The 18,492-nt window shown below is 32.7% G+C and carries 13 protein-coding genes and 1 pseudogene; 7 read left to right on the top strand and 7 right to left on the bottom strand.

The window, feature by feature from the left end:
* Positions 1-404 precede the first annotated feature (404 nt).
* Positions 405-1,757, bottom strand: coding sequence for a GTPase family protein (locus CDZ89_RS17720; protein ID WP_100334132.1), 1,353 nt, complete (start codon positions 1,755-1,757; stop codon positions 405-407).
* Positions 1,758-2,224: 467 nt separating this feature from the next.
* Between CDZ89_RS17720 and CDZ89_RS17715 the strand changes: the two genes are divergently transcribed.
* Positions 2,225-3,010, top strand: a complete 786-nt coding sequence (locus CDZ89_RS17715; RefSeq protein WP_100334131.1) for a hypothetical protein — start codon at positions 2,225-2,227, stop codon at positions 3,008-3,010.
* Between the two features lie 219 nt (positions 3,011-3,229).
* On the top strand, positions 3,230-4,981 hold the full coding sequence (locus tag CDZ89_RS17710) for a competence protein CoiA family protein (protein WP_100334130.1): 1,752 nt from the start codon (positions 3,230-3,232) through the stop codon (positions 4,979-4,981).
* 286 nt (positions 4,982-5,267) lie between these two features.
* Here the strand turns inward: CDZ89_RS17710 and CDZ89_RS17705 are convergent.
* From CDZ89_RS17705 to CDZ89_RS19800, 6 genes and pseudogenes are all read right to left on the bottom strand, one after another.
* Positions 5,268-6,737 (bottom strand): annotated as a pseudogene (locus CDZ89_RS17705) (IS1182 family transposase); the annotation flags it as partial.
* Between the two features lie 289 nt (positions 6,738-7,026).
* A complete protein-coding gene (locus CDZ89_RS17700) occupies positions 7,027-8,259 on the bottom strand; it encodes a restriction endonuclease subunit S (RefSeq protein WP_100334128.1) in 1,233 nt (410 codons plus the stop codon).
* 3 nt (positions 8,260-8,262) lie between these two features.
* On the bottom strand, positions 8,263-9,816 hold the full coding sequence (locus CDZ89_RS17695) for a type I restriction-modification system subunit M (RefSeq protein ID WP_100334127.1): 1,554 nt from the start codon (positions 9,814-9,816) through the stop codon (positions 8,263-8,265).
* A gap of 23 nt (positions 9,817-9,839) precedes the next feature.
* Positions 9,840-10,430, bottom strand: coding sequence for a restriction endonuclease subunit S (locus CDZ89_RS17690; protein ID WP_100334126.1), 591 nt, complete (start codon positions 10,428-10,430; stop codon positions 9,840-9,842).
* A 173-nt stretch (positions 10,431-10,603) separates the two neighbouring features.
* Positions 10,604-13,357: a type I restriction endonuclease subunit R gene (locus CDZ89_RS17685; protein ID WP_100334125.1), complete on the bottom strand. Its 2,754-nt coding sequence runs from the start codon at positions 13,355-13,357 to the stop codon at positions 10,604-10,606.
* A gap of 226 nt (positions 13,358-13,583) precedes the next feature.
* Positions 13,584-13,739: a hypothetical protein gene (locus CDZ89_RS19800; protein WP_157842784.1), complete on the bottom strand. Its 156-nt coding sequence runs from the start codon at positions 13,737-13,739 to the stop codon at positions 13,584-13,586.
* A gap of 105 nt (positions 13,740-13,844) precedes the next feature.
* Between CDZ89_RS19800 and CDZ89_RS17680 the strand changes: the two genes are divergently transcribed.
* From CDZ89_RS17680 to CDZ89_RS17660, 5 genes are all read left to right on the top strand, one after another.
* Positions 13,845-15,218: a reverse transcriptase domain-containing protein gene (locus CDZ89_RS17680; RefSeq protein WP_227521550.1), complete on the top strand. Its 1,374-nt coding sequence runs from the start codon at positions 13,845-13,847 to the stop codon at positions 15,216-15,218.
* 81 nt (positions 15,219-15,299) lie between these two features.
* Positions 15,300-16,316: a DUF4238 domain-containing protein gene (locus tag CDZ89_RS17675; protein ID WP_100334124.1), complete on the top strand. Its 1,017-nt coding sequence runs from the start codon at positions 15,300-15,302 to the stop codon at positions 16,314-16,316.
* A gap of 438 nt (positions 16,317-16,754) precedes the next feature.
* A complete protein-coding gene (locus CDZ89_RS17670; RefSeq protein WP_100334123.1) occupies positions 16,755-17,141 on the top strand; it encodes a helix-turn-helix domain-containing protein in 387 nt (128 codons plus the stop codon).
* Positions 17,142-17,350: 209 nt separating this feature from the next.
* A complete protein-coding gene (locus tag CDZ89_RS17665; protein WP_100334122.1) occupies positions 17,351-17,617 on the top strand; it encodes a hypothetical protein in 267 nt (88 codons plus the stop codon).
* A 206-nt stretch (positions 17,618-17,823) separates the two neighbouring features.
* The coding region (locus CDZ89_RS17660; RefSeq protein WP_198508257.1) for a transposase at positions 17,824-18,492 on the top strand (669 nt) is incomplete at its 3' end.

Below are 18,492 nucleotides of genomic sequence, written 5' to 3'. Positions count from 1 at the left end.
TCAGCTTGACAAGTTGAAACTTATCTCTCTTGCAACCAATTTTGCAAGACACCTTCATTACTGAATTGTTACCATTATAAGCCAATATTTTATATCTTTCAAATATTAAATCTACAAATCTTGCGTTTTTTAACAATACAAGTAGGAGCAAGTCGAGCACGAGGTCAAAACAACTACTTCATTCTAATAAGAGAGAGCTTAATATAGTATAAATTATTCTTACATATAGAAATTAGTTTTTGTTAAACAACTTGGACATTGTCCAGTGAGAACTAGTGATTTCTTACTTTTTTCTTTTGTTCAGGAATAACTATTCTATTAACTGAAAAATGATAAGAGGTAACCGTCCCTATTTGTCTCTTTTCTTCGTTTCTTCCAGCATACTCTAGATTATACCTTGTTATCTACTTTCTTTTTTCATCTTCCATAATTTGTTTTCTATCAAATTTGAAAACTTTCCATTTATCTTTTATAGTTTCTATCTTCTGAATGTCGATGTCTTTGATTTCTTTTTTAATCTCTTTTTTGATTTCTTTCAGTTTCACATTTTTATCATAGAAGAAATAAGCCTCAGCAGATTTACCTATTGAGTAGGTCGCAGCCCCTGCAATACCGCCAGATATGACAGCACCACCAACAGGAATTAATTTTGATAGTTGACGGGCACCTTCCCTAACTCCGAATGCAGCACCAACATTTACACCGGCCGCAGCTAAATACTCATAGGCTGTTTCCTTTGATATTTCTTTTCCCGATAAACCACCAATAATAGTTATTAATAAAAGCTGTAATGGTGTCAGTATAGCTATATCTGCTATTGGTATCGGTGTACTGCCTACCCCACTTGCTATAGCAGTGAACCTTTTGATAAGTGATGATGATACTTTCCTTAGTTGTTCATTTCTTTTCTGTGCCTGAAAAAAATCTAACTTAGCCTCTTCTACAAGGTTGTTTCCAATAAGGTCTGATAGACTTTGAATATTCCACAAGTCACCTTCAAGTGAACAAACGGGAATAATACCAACATAATTGCCTTCATTAAAAGTATATCCTCGATATTGATAATTAATATTTAAAGGAGTACGTTCTACATTTAAAACATCTTTCGTCATATAATCAATAACATCTAATAACAGACCTGTCTTTTTCGCATTTTCTTCAGGGGGCCATTCTCTTGGATTTCCTATTGTATCTGCTTTATTTAATACAAGTATAGTAGGTATACTTATCTTATGCTCTTTATTTACTTCATCCATAATTTCTTTGTAAACTTTCAAATCATTTGAGAGGTTTCTTGTTGAGGGAGTACTAATGACATGCATAATGACATCTGGTGAATACTTAACAATACTATTTTTCAATACAGTTACGGCATCTTCTTCTTTAGCTTCTGATGGCTTTGTAGTTTCAAAAATCCCCCTAGTATCAACGATTTGCCATGTGGAATATGACTCTTTAAATGTGATAACATATGGAACCGTTTCTGGAGTTTGAGGTTTCACATCATTTACAGTTGCAACATGCTTACCTGCTAATGCATTAATAATAGAAGACTTTCCGTGTCCACTTCTCCCCATTACCAACAGTACAGGCGGCCTGCTATCTTCTACTAATTTCCTTATCTCATCAATTGCAGGTCCCATTACTGCTTTCTTAAGAAAGTTTTTTGTTTCTTCATTTAGGCCTTTAGTAAAAACATCGAATACCTCATCGATTGACTCTAACAGTTCCTTTGCCTTTACTTTGTCAATTGCCATTTAACACAACTCCCTTTTATTCTAATTGTCAATAAACGAAGTGAAAAAGAGCTAACCAAAATTAACTATAAAGTCCTATATTCATTCTTCACCTTACCTATCTTAGTTCATATAAACTAGAGAAGTTTATGATCTATACTCCAATCCATTTTTTTGAAGTTTAATAAGTAAGTACAAGATTATGTATCTTTAATTCCACAAATCCATGAAACTATGAGGTCTATTTTGTTGATATATTATAAATACTATTTTTCGACAATTGACCTGAATATTCTTTACTAATTTACAAATATATACTTAAATTGCAGAATGGAAGAAATCTTTGCAGAACAGAAAGGTAGATACAATAATGTTGTCGAACTTTCTTGTTATAAGAGATAGCAAATATTAATGATTGTTAGTCAATCTGCTAGCTCAGTAAAACTTTAACTTAAAGGGAATCAGGTAAGAATCTAGGAGGCTAACATTTGAAAAGTGAAAGACAGAGAAAATCATTTATAGAAAAAGCAAAAGAAATTATTGAAGTAGGAGCTGAAGGTGGAGTATCAACTATTTCAGAGGTTTTTCTTGAAGGGGTTATAGGAGCGGCTGTCCCTGGTGCAACCAATGTTATTTTAAATTATAAACAAAAGAGAATGGAAGAAAACTTACTTATTTTTATAACTGAACTTCAGGAAAGAGTTTCAGTTATAGAAGAAAATTACCTAGCAATGACTTCTGAAAATAGACTTTTAATTGAGGAGTTTTTTGCAGGCCTAATATGTGATTACGTTATCGATGAACAAGAGGCGGAAAAAATTAGATACATTGCAAATGGATTTGTTTCTCTTACAGGACAAGAAACTCTTATGGAAGAACAGACGATTTTGTACTTAGACATATTAAAGAATTTAAGATTAATTGATTTAAAGATTCTATTTGATAAGGAAAAGAAAATCCTTCATGATGGTAACTTTAGCGAATATCTTGATGTTCTTGGTATTGATGTAGATTATTATAGGGTAACTAGAGAGAAATTACTTAGACAAGGATTATTCAAAAGTTCATATGATGACGAATATCAAAGGCTTGTAAAAAAGGTAAATGATCTTACTGATTGGACGATGTCGGTTCAAAAAGGCAAGCCTAATAGACTTGCAAGTAACTTCGCAAGTTTTAAACCTAAAGAACGAGAAAATATATCATTAAGCGATTTAGGTAGGTCATTCATTGAATTTTTCTCAGAAACTTGTCAAACTGAAGAATTTGAGTAAATAGTTAGCACTACATAGAAGAAAACGATAAAAGGTTCTTCACCGAAGTAAAGAATGCCCCCATTTCACAGCCACCTCCATGCAAAAGCAAGCTAGAGGTGGCTATATTAACACATACACCAAAATCAGCCCTCCCTACCTAGTACAATTTTCTTATATACAATGATTGGAAGAAAAAACTACTACTTAAAATACATTTCAAAGGGGATGTGATATTATATGCCACGATATGCTTATATACCTTTCAATGCCAACTACATTGAAAAGCTACCAAACGTAGAAGAAGATTATTTCAGAGATTATAAAGTTTTTAGGGTGGACTCAACAACGATTACAGATTCAGAGTGTTCAATAATTAAAAAGGAACTTAGAGGCTTCTTTTGTTATTCTTGTGATTCAAAAATGAAATTTCGTAACCAAAAAAACAGACATAATCATTTTGCTCATATTAGTAAAAAAGAATGCTTTGAAGCGGAAAGTTTAGCACATGCTTCAGTAAAAAAAGATCTTTATAATAGATTCAAGAACAGGGGCTATAAAGTAGCAATGGAAAGGACCTTTAAATCTGGAATTAAAAAGGTTCGTACGGATGTTGCGGTTATAGAAATGTCAGATATTCTAGCAATAGAAGTTCAAGCTAGCCCTTCAATAAAACGATCAACAATAGCTGAGAGAACAAATGCGTACGCTAATGAAGCTATACCTACAGCGTGGGTAATAGTTTTAGACTCTTTTTTCGGAAAAGGTAATTTTACATCAACTAAAGAATCAGTTTTGGTGAAAAATGAGGACGGAACTTCAAGTTATGTGGAGCGATTACTACCTTATTCGGTATCAACCCCATTTGTTATAACTGTTGATGTGCCAAAAAGCTTTTATTTTATATTAGACATATATAAATATGTAGTTGCAGTTAGTCATGATGGGCACTTTTTCATGATTAGAAGAACAGACATCATAGGAGATAATTTAGAAATTTTTCGAGTCCAACAAGAAAAAGTAGTGGATACTCTTTTAGCAACAGAATTAATTTCTATTGATTATATACCAGAAAGCAAAGTGAATAATAAACCTTTAGATGAATTAGAACATAGAGACGGTTTACATCTAGATGATAATATTGAACTCGAAGGTGAAAGGTTATTAAAAGAATTTGGTATAGATTTTAATAAGGCTTATGAAGAAGAAATAGAACAACTAAAATCAGACGAACCGTTAGATATCCTTTTAGTAATAGAAGAAACTAAAAGAAGGGAAAAACTAAATTCTAAGAAAATACAATTATTAAATCAACTAGATAAACAAATAATCGAATTGAGAGAACAGTTTTATACAATTCAAGCAATTTATGTAGAAATGGAAGATAGATTAGAAGAATTAGCAATAAGGATTGAAATGGAAAGAATGGAGCAAGAACAAACAAGAAAATTGCAGGAACATTACAAAGAACAAAAACCAGTAAAGGAGTTATTGTTAACTCAAGTTGAAAAAAGCTTTAAAGAGAAATCATTAGGACAACTAACGACCTTTTCAACGGTGAATTTCCCATACATCACTGAACCGTTATTTACATATGTAATTGATCGATTAAAAAGGGATATAAGAGAAGTTTTAGATAACGACATGGATATTGATCTAGAGGCTTTAGAGATTGGTTTATTATTAAATAAGGTAATAATGGAAAAAAAGAAAAAAATCGAGGAACAAAAACAACAATTAAAAGAAGAACAAGAGAAAAAAGAATCCTTAAGAAAATTAGTTGAGAATAAAAGAAACGAAGAACAACTATCATTTGAAAATGAACAGAAGGAAAAGTTGTGCGATGAAATTAATAAGATGCAAAGTGATTTAGGGACTACTATTGTTAGAGATATAAATAAATTAAAGCAAAAGAATTTAAAAGAAGTTAAGGAAATCCATCGGAGTGTATTAAATCAGTATGAGAGAATGTCGCAGATGTCTTTATTTTGAAAACGTTGTCTAAATACAAAAGGTGCCTGTGAACTCAGTAAATCTTTAACGTACTGGGGGTCAGGCACCAGGTTCACGCTTTCCCAATAAAGGACAGAGGGACATTCATTGTCCAAATTGATATGGAGGTAAACTAGTACTGTAAGGATTTTCCTGGACAGTAAACCTGTCCGAGACACTGAAAAAGTCCACTTTTCTAGCATGAAAAATATTAAAAACACCATTTTTTTTTCTCAGTGAAGGAAAAATGGTGTTTCTTGTAAATTAAATACGCCACTTATGCTGTTTTGGAGGATAGGATTTTTCCTATCCTCTTTATATTTACTGCTAATGCAGTTAGTTTTGCTTGTGTAGACATGCTTTTTAGACCGTACCCCCTGGCACGATCTAGCCCGTGAAAGCATTTCATTTCGCCGTTTTTCCATTCTTGGCATGCTCTCTTTTTATATTTCTCCTTGAATTCATCTGTTTTCTGCTGTTGGCTGTAATCATAGAATTCTGGTGTATTGATACTAACCTCTAATACTCTACCTACGGTATTATTGGCAGGTATACACTCTGATCGTAAAGGACAGTTTCGACACTTTTCTTTTTCAAAGTAGTATATAACTGATTGTCGATTCTTTTTATTCGAATATTTCTTTCTATAGGTCGAGTTCCCTTGACTACAAAACCATTCATCCGAATCCTTATTATAGGCATATAAATCTTCGTTTATCTTATATGCCATTTCACTTACTGGTATATAAGGAATGGCCTCATATTTTTTAATGGTATCTAAGATACCTTTCCGGAAGTAAGCTTTATCACCATAAATCTCGTTTACCGTTACTCCACTCTTTTTCGTTAACTCCATCAGTTCATCGAAGTGAGTACCATCTACATAGGCACCATTCCCGGTGTGAACAGCTGTGATAATACGATCATCTGTCGTAATAATAAATTCTGTTTTATACCCAAAAAAATGAGATGTTTTACTTTTATGTCCAACTCTAGCTTCTTGATCCACCAATGAACGCACGCCTTTTTGTGCTAGAAATTTAGGATCTTCTAAGATTTTTTTGGCTGTATTTAGAACTTTTACTGTTTCGGGAATAGTTGTCGAATCGATATGTGTTTCTACTGTAGAAATCGTTTCTTCTAGAAACGTCTTCATTGTTTGCTTTGCTTGTTTATGGTCTTCTATCTCTTTGTAATCAGGAATCTCTCGATTAATTTCACTTGGAACATCTTCGAGTTCTTTTTCTAAAGTTTTAAAGATTTTCTTAGATAGACGTTTCATGACTCTTTCTACCGTTGCTTTGAACGTGTTTGCTTCTGTGTGAGTACTATCAATACTTACACCAGTATTTTTGATAATACCTTTTTCCACACATTGGCGAACAAATGCGACGATGATATCATCTAATGTAACGTCCTGTAATCGTTGTTTTCGGAATTTAGAGAGTAAACTAGGATCGGGCAATTCTTCATCAGGATTAATGCCTAAAAAATACATGTATGCCAAATTGAGAGACGCATCTTCAATAACTCGCTCATCTGAAAGCTTATAAAGGTACTGAAGTACCAGTAATTTAACCATTAACTCTGGTTCTTTTGCAGGCCTACCATAGTATTTACAATATGTACTTTCTAATAGTTCATTAATAAAACTAAAATCTACGGCATCGTGTACTAATTTGAGTATATGGTTTTCTGGAATTTTGAAGTATAATAGGGAGTAGATGCTTAACTGCATATCTTTTTCTTTAAGCATAGAAGAAAGCCTTCCTTTCTTTTTTGGGATAATTTGTTTCTTAGTCGATACTAATTATACCAAATTTGGATAGGAAGGTTTTCTTTTTTTTATTTATTTACATTTTTTAGGAGTTGTTTTTCAGTGGCCTCGACCTGTCCCCGTGTCCATTCCATGTGGAGTGTGTGACGAATTTAATAATGAAATATTTATTTTATTTGTCGTAAGGTGAACCGTATCATAAGTAAATGAGGTTTTTTCGAAAGTTGAGACAGCACCGTTCCATTATATTGGGAAGGTGCTGTATTAATTAGATAAACATTTGTTGCATGTAAGCTTTCTTTTGCTTTTGTAAATTCTTTAATGTTAGTTCATTTAGTTTAATCTGTTTATTTATACTATCAAAGAATTTAGCAATTATTAATTGTTCTTCTAGGCAAGGTAAGTAATGTAGAGTTTCAAAAAACTCAGATACACTTACATTTAATAGCCCGTGATTTCGGGCTCCTTCTACACAGATTAATGATACTTCTTTGTGCCACTGAGTAGAGTCGAAATAGTGGACTAAGAAATCACTATTTACATTCTCATTTGTTTTAAAACAAATATAAAGTGTAGATAAAGCACCATTTTCATAGTTATTTAATCGTTTTATCGCACCTAATGGGTAACCATTAGAATAACTTTTGTTGTAAGCATATTCCCCTTTCTGAAGTAAGTAATAACCTGTTAAATTTTGAGAAGCAACAGTTTTGTTAAAAAATTCAACTTGATCAATTAGGCCATGCTGTGCAGAAATAGTTAATGGTCTTTTAGTTTTTAAGTCAGAATTTTTTCTTGTAACCCGTTCCGTAAAATTTCCAAGTTTCTGACGTGACCATTTTGGAAACTCTAGGCCATCCTTATCTTTAAATCTTTTTTCTTGACTAAAAATCTTTTGCGTATAGCCTTTTTTCTGTTCCTTCAGCAACTCTATTTTTTCTTGTTGTAGTAGGATGTTCTTATTTATTAAACTGAAAAATTCACCAATTTTACGTTGTTCTTCTTTAAAGGGAATATTAATTGATAGAGACTTCAAACTTTCTTGATTAATATTCGTGTTAGCACTTATGGTGCTTTTTGCAAGTAACTTTTTCCTAAAACTAGGAGTTGAAAAACAGAATTCTTTAAATTTAATATCTAAATTAATTTCTGTATCTCTAAATCTAATTAAGAACCCGCTAAAAGTAGTTTCTATAAGGTCTTCTAAAACAACTGAAGTTAGGCCTACACCTGAAGGTTTTACTGATGATCGAATAAAAAGTACATCACCTTTTTTTAAATTGTATTCTACTAAATCTTTTTTGTTAACTTTGACTAGACCAAAATTTGAATTTTTAATACTAGTTTTTCCAAATACATCATTTAGATTTACGAAAGAATTTCCATGCCCAAAATCTTCTTTGCTTTTATTAATACCGTTTTTAAATTGACCAATTTCGTGTAATTTTTTTGTTTTCCACTCACATTCAAAACCACTAAACCTTAGTTTTGGAGTCTGCATCTTTTACACCCCCAACTCTTTAAAGTACTTCTCTAACTCTTGATCTACTTCCGTGATTTCTTTATCAAGTTCTTTCAGTCGTTGAGCTACTTCTTGTAAATCAATCGGTTCTTCTTCTTCAAATGTATCCACGTAGCGAGGAATATTTAAATTGTAGTCATTTTCTTTGATTTCGTTCAATGTTGCTGCATAAGAATACTTGTGCATTGTTTTGCGATTTAAGAATGTAGCGATGATTTTTTCAACGTTTTCGTCTGATAAGTGATTTTGGTTTTTTCCTTTTTCAAATTCACTCGATGCATCAATAAATAAGATATTGTCGTCATGCTTACGACATTTCTTGAATACAAGGATACATGTTGGAATACTGGTGCCATAGAATATATTTGAAGGTAATCCGATAATAGCGTCTAGGTAATTCTTTTCTTCAATTAAATATTTGCGTATTGCTTCTTCTGCTGCTCCACGGAATAGGACACCATGAGGCAATACAATAGCCATTGTTCCATTATCATCTAGTTGATGTATAAAGTGCTGGATGAAGGCAAAATCTGCTTTTGACTTTGGTGCTAGTTTTGCATAAGCACTAAAGCGTTCATCATCTTTAAATTTGTCATCTGCACTCCATTTTGCTGAGTATGGAGGATTGGCAACTATTGCTTCAAAGCGTTGTTCGATATGTTGTGGTTCTTCTATTGTATCAGCATTTTGAATATCGAAACGTTGGTAAGGAACATCATGTAGCAACATATTCATACGAGCTAGGTTGTATGTAGTTGATACCTTTTCTTGCCCGTAATATTTGTGTACTTTCGCTTCTTTACCTACACGAAGTAGCAAAGAACCTGAACCACAAGCACCATCATAAACATCACGAATTTCTGATTTTCCAGCAGTTACAATCTTTGCTAAAATCCTAGACACTTGTTGTGGTGTATAGAACTCACCAGCTTTTTTCCCTGCGTTTGCTGCGAATTGAGAAATCATGTATTCGTATGCGTCACCTAAGATATCAATTTCAACGTCATCTTGTAGGAATGGAATACTAGCAATATTAACAATTACTTTACTGATAAGATTTGTACGATCCTTAACTGTACGTCCTAAGCGTGAAGAAGCTAAATCCATATCATCGAATAGATTTTGGAAGTCGTCTTGGCTTTCCGTACCTAAAGTAGATGACTCAATTGCCTTTACACCATTCTGTAGCATCTCTACATCGAACTTACCATTTGCACCTTTTTCAATCTCTTCAAGAAAACGTGAGAACAGGAATTGTGGCTCTACAACATATCCTAACTCGTCAATAAGATATTCCGCTAAGTCCTCACGGTACTCGTCACTTTCCCATGCTTTTGCATAAGAGATGTTGTCATCTTTTAGTAACTTTTCTGCACGTGCTTCTACTTTCTCGGATAAGTAACGATAGAAAATTAATCCTAAGATATAATCCTTGAATTCGTTAGCATCCATTTGACCTCGTAAGTCATTTGCCATTGCCCATAATTTTTTATGTAATTCAGCTTGTTGTTGACGTTGTTTTTCACTTGTCGTCATAATAAATTCCTCCTTAAATTTGATTAATTCAGATTAATACTTTGGAATAATTTTTGTTGAATGTATAACTCTTCTAATTCACGTTTTTCTGCCAATAATGAATTCTTTAGCTTTTTCAATTGTGCAATTTTCCCGATAGTTTTTTGCTTTTGAAGAGATGGTAAGTTAATTTCTAAGTCCTTTAAATGAGAAAGCTTTAACAATGAAGTACTTGTTCCTTCACTTAACACAGATAATTGTTTTTGAATTGATGGATGCTCATTAAAGTACCATTCAAAGAAGGCTAAATCTACATCGCTAGTCAATTGAATTTTAATAAAGTTATTAGTTAATAGTAACCCACTATATTTCTCAGGTAACAAAGCAACTTTTTGGGTATGTGTGTGTAGAACTAAACTGTTTGTATCCGTTAATAGTTGTGGTGATAATTTTTCTTTAGGTACAGTTATTTCAGCACTTTTCTCATTCGATATTCTATAAGTTAGTCCAAGAGTTTCGTTAAATTGCTTAAGTGAAAACTGTCGTATATTTAATGTTTCGATGTTGTCAGAAAATGTTTCTAAACGATTTACAAAAGCCCCTTGTGTGAATTGTGCTTTTTCATAAAGTTTCACAACAACCCTCCTTTGATATTATTTAATATATCAAAACCTTCTTGTTTAATATAAACGATATTTTAAAAAATATCAACAAATTATAATGTGTTTTTTGATATTTTTTAAAATATCAAAAAGAGCGCTGGTTCTGCGCTCTTCTGTATAAATAGATATAACTAAGTAGATGGCTTTTAAGCACCATATTTTTCTGTAAAGTCACGGATAAATGATGTGATGTGTTTAATCGCTTTGTTTTTCTTCAAGAAGGAACCAGATAAGGAGTCCATAATAGCATTCTTTTCAATTAAGTTCGAGTATTCATAGGAAGATACTTGTTCACGTAATACGCTATCTTCAATGTCTACTTCTTTTGCAAAAGATGTGAGTTCCTGTTCGCTCATTTCTTCTTCATAGCGATTGTATGCATCAATTACAGATTCATTAGGCGCTAAAGAAGGTGCAACCTTGTCCAAGAAGCCTTTAATTAGTTCAATTTTTAGACGTAGCTTCGGATCAGATGCATGGTCTAATTCTTGCTTAATGAAACGGATTTCTTTTTCACGTTCTTTTTGGTCCTCAGTGTTCAAATTCGCAACCAGGTTCAAAATGTAACTGACATTGATTCGGTCTGTATGCATCAGTTCTAATTCAAAGTCGATATCATGCAGAATGGACTCTTTTGGCACATCACTACGCTTAAACTCTTCATAAACCTTAAAGTATTTGCTTTTGTAATCTTCGTAAGACTGCTGTGAAATCTTTAGTTCTGTTTCATCAAATTCGAAATCAGAAAATGACTGCAAACGTTGGAGCATTTTCGTAACATTTTTGAATGCTACAATGAATTTTCGTTTATCTTCTTCACGTTCTAGTTCATCTACTTCTTCAGGAATAACTGCAATTTCTCTCAATTTTACCAATGCTTCTTTAAAAGCTTTAAGATACTCATCGTAACTAGACATTAATACTGTATCTACATTATCTGTTCGAGAGAATAGCTTAATGGCATCATCTGTTTTTTCTTTTAGATTGCGGTAGCAAACGATGTTACCATATGGCTTTGTAGATTTCTCAACACGATTGGTACGACTATACGCTTGAAGTAAGTCATGATACACCATGTTTTTGTCTACATATAAAGTGTTAAGTGGCTTGCTATCAAAACCAGTTAGGAACATCTTCACGACAAGTAAAATATCGATTTGTGCATGCTTCACTTTCTTAGAAACATCGGAAAAGTACCGATCCCATGTCTCAGTAGAAAAGTCAGTGTTATACATCTTATTATAATCTACAATCATGCGGTCTAAGGCTTCACGAGAATGTTCGACAGTACCATCGCTTTCCTCATTTTGTCCATACGAGTAAATACCAGCAATCTTTAATTTGTGGTCCTTCTGTTTTAAAATGTCATAGTACTTAATAAGTGTCGGAATTGAATCGACTGCAAACAGAGCACAATAGCCTTTACTCTTTGAACGTCGAATATGATTATCTACTATATGGTCTGCTATTAAGTTGAGACGTCGCTCATCATGCCATACTTCATCGGTATTAATTGCTTGTACTTTTGTATCATCATCTTCATTAATATTTGCATAAAAAGTACGAATGTACTCGACAGAGAAACCAAGTACATTGCCATCTCGAATTGCATCTTTAATTAAATAATGATGTAGACACTTCTCAAATAGGTCAGCAGTTGTACGTCCATCCTGACTTTTATTCTCGACAAAGCGCGGTGTTCCAGTAAAGCCAAAGTATTGAGCGTTTTGAAAATGGCGATCAATTTCTTTTCTCATATCACCAAATTGACTGCGGTGGCACTCATCTATAATAAAGATTACACGCTCTTGCTTATATGGAGCCATTAGTTCTGCATATTTAGGGTTTTTTACAGCATTATTCATCTTATCAATCGTTGTAACTATAAAAGATCGCATCGGATCTTTTATTTGCTCAATAAGTATATCCGTTTTTTCAGTTCGGTCAACGGAACCTTTTTGAAACTTATTAAATTCTTGTATTGTCTGACTATCTAAATCTCGTCGATCTACAAGGAAAAATACTTTTTTAATACTCTCTTCGTCAGCTAGAATTTGACCAGTCTTAAAAGAGGTTAATGTTTTACCAGAGCCTGTCGTGTGCCAAATGTATCCATTATTCTTTGTTTCAGTAGCACGCTTTACTAGTGCTTCAACTGCATAAACTTGGTATGGACGCATGACCATTAACGCTTTATCTGTATCGTTAATAACCATGTAACGACTAATCATTTTTGCTAGATGGCACGGTTGTAAGAAAGCTTGACTGAACTCTTGCAAATTTGTGATTAGTACATTCTCCTCGTCAGACCAAAAGAATGTAAAGCCAAATTGAATGTCGTAGTCGGAGTTCGAGAAGTATTTCGTATCAATTCCATTAGTTACAACAAAGATTTGAAGGAAACGATACAAACCAGAAAATGTGTGACGACGATACCGCTGGATTTGATTGAATGCTTCTTTAAAATCTAAACCACGACGTTTCAGTTCGATTTGTACAAGTGGCAAACCATTAATAAGAACAGTCACATCATAACGATTTGTATAGATGCCTTTTACTGTTGTTTGAGTTGTTACTTGGAATAGGTTCTTGCACCAATCCTTTGTGTTTAGGAGTTCTACATATAATTGTGTACCATCTTCACGTTCAATCAGCAGCTTATCACGCAAGATTTTTGCAGAGTCATAAATGCTTTTTCCTTCAATTAACGTAAGTATTCTTTTAAATTCTATATCTGATAATGGTTGTCCATTTAGTTTATGTTCGTTGAATAAATTTAGTTGATGCTTGAAATTGGCTAATAATGCTTCATAGTCAGCAATCTTAACCGCCTTGTAGCCTTGATTTACTAGTTGTTTATGTAAATTTTTTTCTAGTTCTGCTTCAGACTGATATGCCATGTTGTAAACCCCCTTATTCCCATCTCCTTCTATTATACTTAAAAATATATAACCTGGTTTCATTTTTATATAATTTTCCATTAATGGATTGCAATTAGTAATTCTTTATTAATACGGTTAGTAGCTTACAGTATCCGTTTTTAATCAAAAAGTTGTATATATATTATTATCTTGAAAATAAAAAAGGAATCTAGTAGTTATTAATAAAGCGTTTGGATAATTTTGACTAAATAGATGGATAATGGTAAAGTAATGGTAGTTTACGCCTCGTAAAAGTAGTTATGAGGGAAATTGGTGAATTTCTGTCAAGCTTTATCTCAATTGTAATCACAAGGCTGACCCAGCTAATTACAATCGATAACGCTTCTGAATAACTTGGCATTTGGATACCTCCAATCGTCATAATTAACCAATTCAATATACTAATTATAGTATAAGCTATTAGTGCATTTAGTAGTCTCTTTATAGGTTCGCAATGGTCTATAATTTGAAAGGAGAGTATGCTTGCAAGGGTTTCTTTAATAGAGTAATAGGCTACGATTACATACCCTTGCTAGCTCTGCCAAATATGAATAAAAAAAAGTATCGTGTAAAGGGTTATAAGCATCTTGATAATAAAAAATCAATTGAAAAAGTCAAGGGTAAAATCCAGAATCCTCGATGGGTTGCTAAACATGGATTTTATCCGTTTATGCATTTTGAAATTAAATTTCAAAAGTATAGTAGGAAAGAAAAACAACCAAAAGAAAAAGTGCGTAAAATTTTTTATGCCTCTCACATTGATAGCTTTATATATAAGTACTATGGAGACAAGCTAAATAACCACTATAATTCTGTTGTAGATAAACTAGGTATTAATGAAGTTGCGACGGCATATAGAAATAGTTTTTCTGGAAAAAGCAATATTAACTTCGCTAAAGAAGTTATTGATTTTATAAAAGTGCAGAAAAGTGCATATATTTTTGTTGCTGACTTTACTAATTTCTTTGATACATTAGACCATAGGTATCTTAAAGAGAAAATCCGATATGTTCTAGACAAGGATACACTACCTGACGATTATTATAATGTCTTCAAGAATATAACAAGATTTAGTTACTTTATTAAAGATTCTATAGAAGCAGAATTAAAGACTAAGTACACTGAAAGTGAAATTAAAAATAGTTATAAATATTTCACAGAAGAGGAATTCAGAGCCTTTAAGTATAAAAATATTTACAAGAATTCTAAGAACTATGGAATTCCTCAAGGTGCAGGTATTAGTTCAGTTTGCTCTAATATTTATTTACTAGATTTTGATGAAAAAATTGAAAAGTATGTAAAAAAACAAAAGGGGATGTATAGAAGATATTGTGATGATTTAATTATAGTTATTCCTATTGAAGGAGAAGTCCAGGACTATAACTATCAAATTCACCAAAAAATTGTGGATGATATAAAAGAACAGATTCCAAATTTAGAAATACAACCCGAGAAAACAGGCAATTATTTTTATTCTGACAATCAGATTACAGATTTAGAATTTAATGAGACAAAATTAGACTATTTAGGGTTTAGTTTTAATGGGAAAGAAGTTCGAATTAGAGAAAAGAGTCTTTTTAAGTACTATACAAGAACATATCGTAAAGTAAGGATATGCAATCGGAAATCAAAAGAGTTTGGTCGTAAATCTTATAGGAGAGAGTTATATAAGAATTACACTCACTTGGGTAAGAGTAAGAAAGGACATGGGAATTTTCTTAGTTATACTGAGAGAGCACAAAGAATTTTTGATGAAAATTCTAATACAGTTAACCTTATGGAAACTCAAGTGAAAAATCATTGGAAGAGAATTAAGTCTCGTTTGGAAGAACCTAAATAAATTATTTGGAAGGTCTGACTCTTAGAGTTGGACCTTTTTAATAATGCTTAACTGAATCAATTAAGTGAGGTGAAATATAATATGGGGAAATCAATTGTAAAGAATCAGCATTATGTTCCTCAAAGATACCTAAGAAAATTTGCAGTTGCTCAAAAAAAGATAAATAAAAATAATTACCGCTTCAATATTTTTGATAAAGAAAAGCAAGAATCAAGAGAAAATCAGAATGTGGAGAATTATGCCTCTGAACGATACTTTTATGATGTAGACTTCCATAAACTTCTTGAAGAGGCAAAAGCGGAAGGGATTACTATTGAAGACGGAATTGAGGATTTGACCGATAAAGTAGATAAACAGCATTTAGAAAATGTATTTGCAACAAAAGTTGAAACCACAATGTTTGACCCCTTTGAAAATATCATTACAAAATATACATTAACACCAGCAAATATGTATACAAAAGTACAAGTAGTACCTGAGGAAGACAAGGCAATAATTGCCTACTATTTGGCAATCCAATTTGTAAGGACAAAAGAGTACCGAGAAAAGATAATTCAAATGTATGAAAAAGGTACAAAGCTATTACTTAGGAAGGGTTTAAAAAATGAAATTGATTCTGAATTTCTGGAAAGTTTAGAAATAAAGTTGAAAGAAAATAGGATTAATTTAATTCATAATGAGCAGTTAATAGACACAGAATTATTAGAATCATTTGCTCAGGTATTTTTAAAACATATATGGATTTTTGCTGTTAACGAAACAGAAAACTTATTTTATACATCCGATAATCCATTAGTTTTTTATGGTCATAAAGAACATCAAGGGCTAGGTAGTAAAGGTGTAGAAATAATTTTCCCAATTACACCAAAATTAGCGTTAGTGATGAGAGAAGTTGAACATTTCCAAAGAGATATACCGTTATACAATAGATTTATTCATATTCCTAAAGAATACATAAATTTCTATAATGAGCTTCAAGTAATTCAATCCTATAAGTATATTTTCTCAAAAGGCGAAAATTTACGTTTGGCTTTAGAGCTGATGGAAAAACATCCAGAACTTAAGGATATTAATAGGAATAGGTTTCTGATGGGATAAAAACCTCATTTAGATAAACTGTGGAGAACCCTATCAGTAGATAATTCAATTTAGGTAAACACAACTAAATCAATATGTCTGCATCAATACACTATCCATGTGGGTGTATAGTCAAAATCGAATTAGTATAAACCAAAGAGCCTTAACCTATGATGGTAAGGCTTTTTTTGTGTGATAGCTTTGAGCAGTTTCCGGTTTTCTAACTAAGAGATAACTATTAAACAATCTACCAGTCTGTCCTCTAGAAAAAGATCCAGAACTTTTTCCACTATACAACCTATATCCCTCCAAACTCACCACCCAAACGTAACATATTCCTAAGGAAAATGTTACGTTTCCCCAGTCTCACCAACCGAATATTCATCGTTTTCCTTTTTATCATTTTTATGACCTTTTCATAATATATTATTGAATTTGTTAAATAGGGAGGCAAGTAGGATGGAAAAGTTTACATACGAAACAGTGAAAAGCTATCAAAGTTTTGCTAGTTTGGAAGAAATGAATGAGGAGATTCGGCGTTTTTTATATAGATATAAGTCAACTTTGTCAAACGGAGCGATTAAGGTGATTCAGTATATCGCGAGGCATTCTTGTAAAGTTATAGGTGTTTCTTTTTCTAAAAACCAAACAATTGCATCTGCATTAAATTTAGGTGTTCGTACTGTAACACGATCGATCAAAAAATTCGTGGATTTTGGGCTTCTTAAAAAAATTCATACTGTGCGTGAAAACGGCAAGCAAGGGGTGAACATACTTGTCATTCAACCTTTTTCCACTAAGATGACCATGTATGTGACCACCCTAATAAAACTGAAAAGAAACTAGATTCACTCTGTGAGAATATAAAACCTTTTATCCAAAAAGAAGAAAATGCGACCACTGATACCACACCACCTCCATCTTCTTTTATAGAAAAGAAGGGACTAAAAGAAAACCCTTATGCATACATAGATAGCACGTTCTTACCACCGCTTGTTCATCCGGAATTTGTTAAAGTTGCCGATCCGTTTTTCAGTGCAATGGAGATATTCCAATTGTGGAAGCGTGTAACAATCGCCTATAACAAGATACCATTTGATCGCCCGCTAGAAGAATTAATAGAAGCCGTCGTACAATCTTTTAAAACTACCATCTTTATGCATAAAACGAAAAAGATACACACTACATTCGCTGGCTACTTTTACAATACGTTATACGCTAATTTCATTGTAGAGAAGCGGAAGGGAAATTATGAGGAATTTATGTTTGATGTGTTTTTGGAGAGGTTGGAAAGAGATGATGGAGGAAGAAGATACTATTAACAATGCGATATGACACTAGGGGAACGAACGGGGCAGTTGCTCGTCTCGATAAAACTTTGGACACCGGGACGGTTTGAGGCCACTGAAAAACAACTCCTAAAAAATGTAAATAAATAAAAAAAAGAAAACCTTCCTATCCAAATTTGGTATAATTAGTATCGACTAAGAAACAAATTATCCCAAAAAAGAAAGGAAGGCTTTCTTCTATGCTTAAAGAAAAAGATATGCAGTTAAGCATCTACTCCCTATTATACTTCAAAATTCCAGAAAACCATATACTCAAATTAGTACACGATGCCGTAGATTTTAGTTTTATTAATGAACTATTAGAAAGTACATATTGTAAATACTATGGTAGGCCTGCAAAAGAACCAGAGTTAATGGTTAAATTACTGGTACTTCAGTACCTTTATAAGCTTTCAGATGAGCGAGTTATTGAAGATGCGTCTCTCAATTTGGCATACATGTATTTTTTAGGCATTAATCCTGATGAAGAATTGCCCGATCCTAGTTTACTCTCTAAATTCCGAAAACAACGATTACAGGACGTTACATTAGATGATATCATCGTCGCATTTGTTCGCCAATGTGTGGAAAAAGGTATTATCAAAAATACTGGTGTAAGTATTGATAGTACTCACACAGAAGCAAACACGTTCAAAGCAACGGTAGAAAGAGTCATGAAACGTCTATCTAAGAAAATCTTTAAAACTTTAGAAAAAGAACTCGAAGATGTTCCAAGTGAAATTAATCGAGAGATTCCTGATTACAAAGAGATAGAAGACCATAAACAAGCAAAGCAAACAATGAAGACGTTTCTAGAAGAAACGATTTCTACAGTAGAAACACATATCGATTCGACAACTATTCCCGAA

It is taken from the genome of Bacillus alkalisoli, assembly GCF_002797415.1.
Classification (GTDB): domain Bacteria; phylum Bacillota; class Bacilli; order Bacillales; family Bacillaceae_I; genus Bacillus_CD; species Bacillus_CD alkalisoli.
This window is presented reverse-complemented; position numbering and strand designations above follow the sequence as displayed.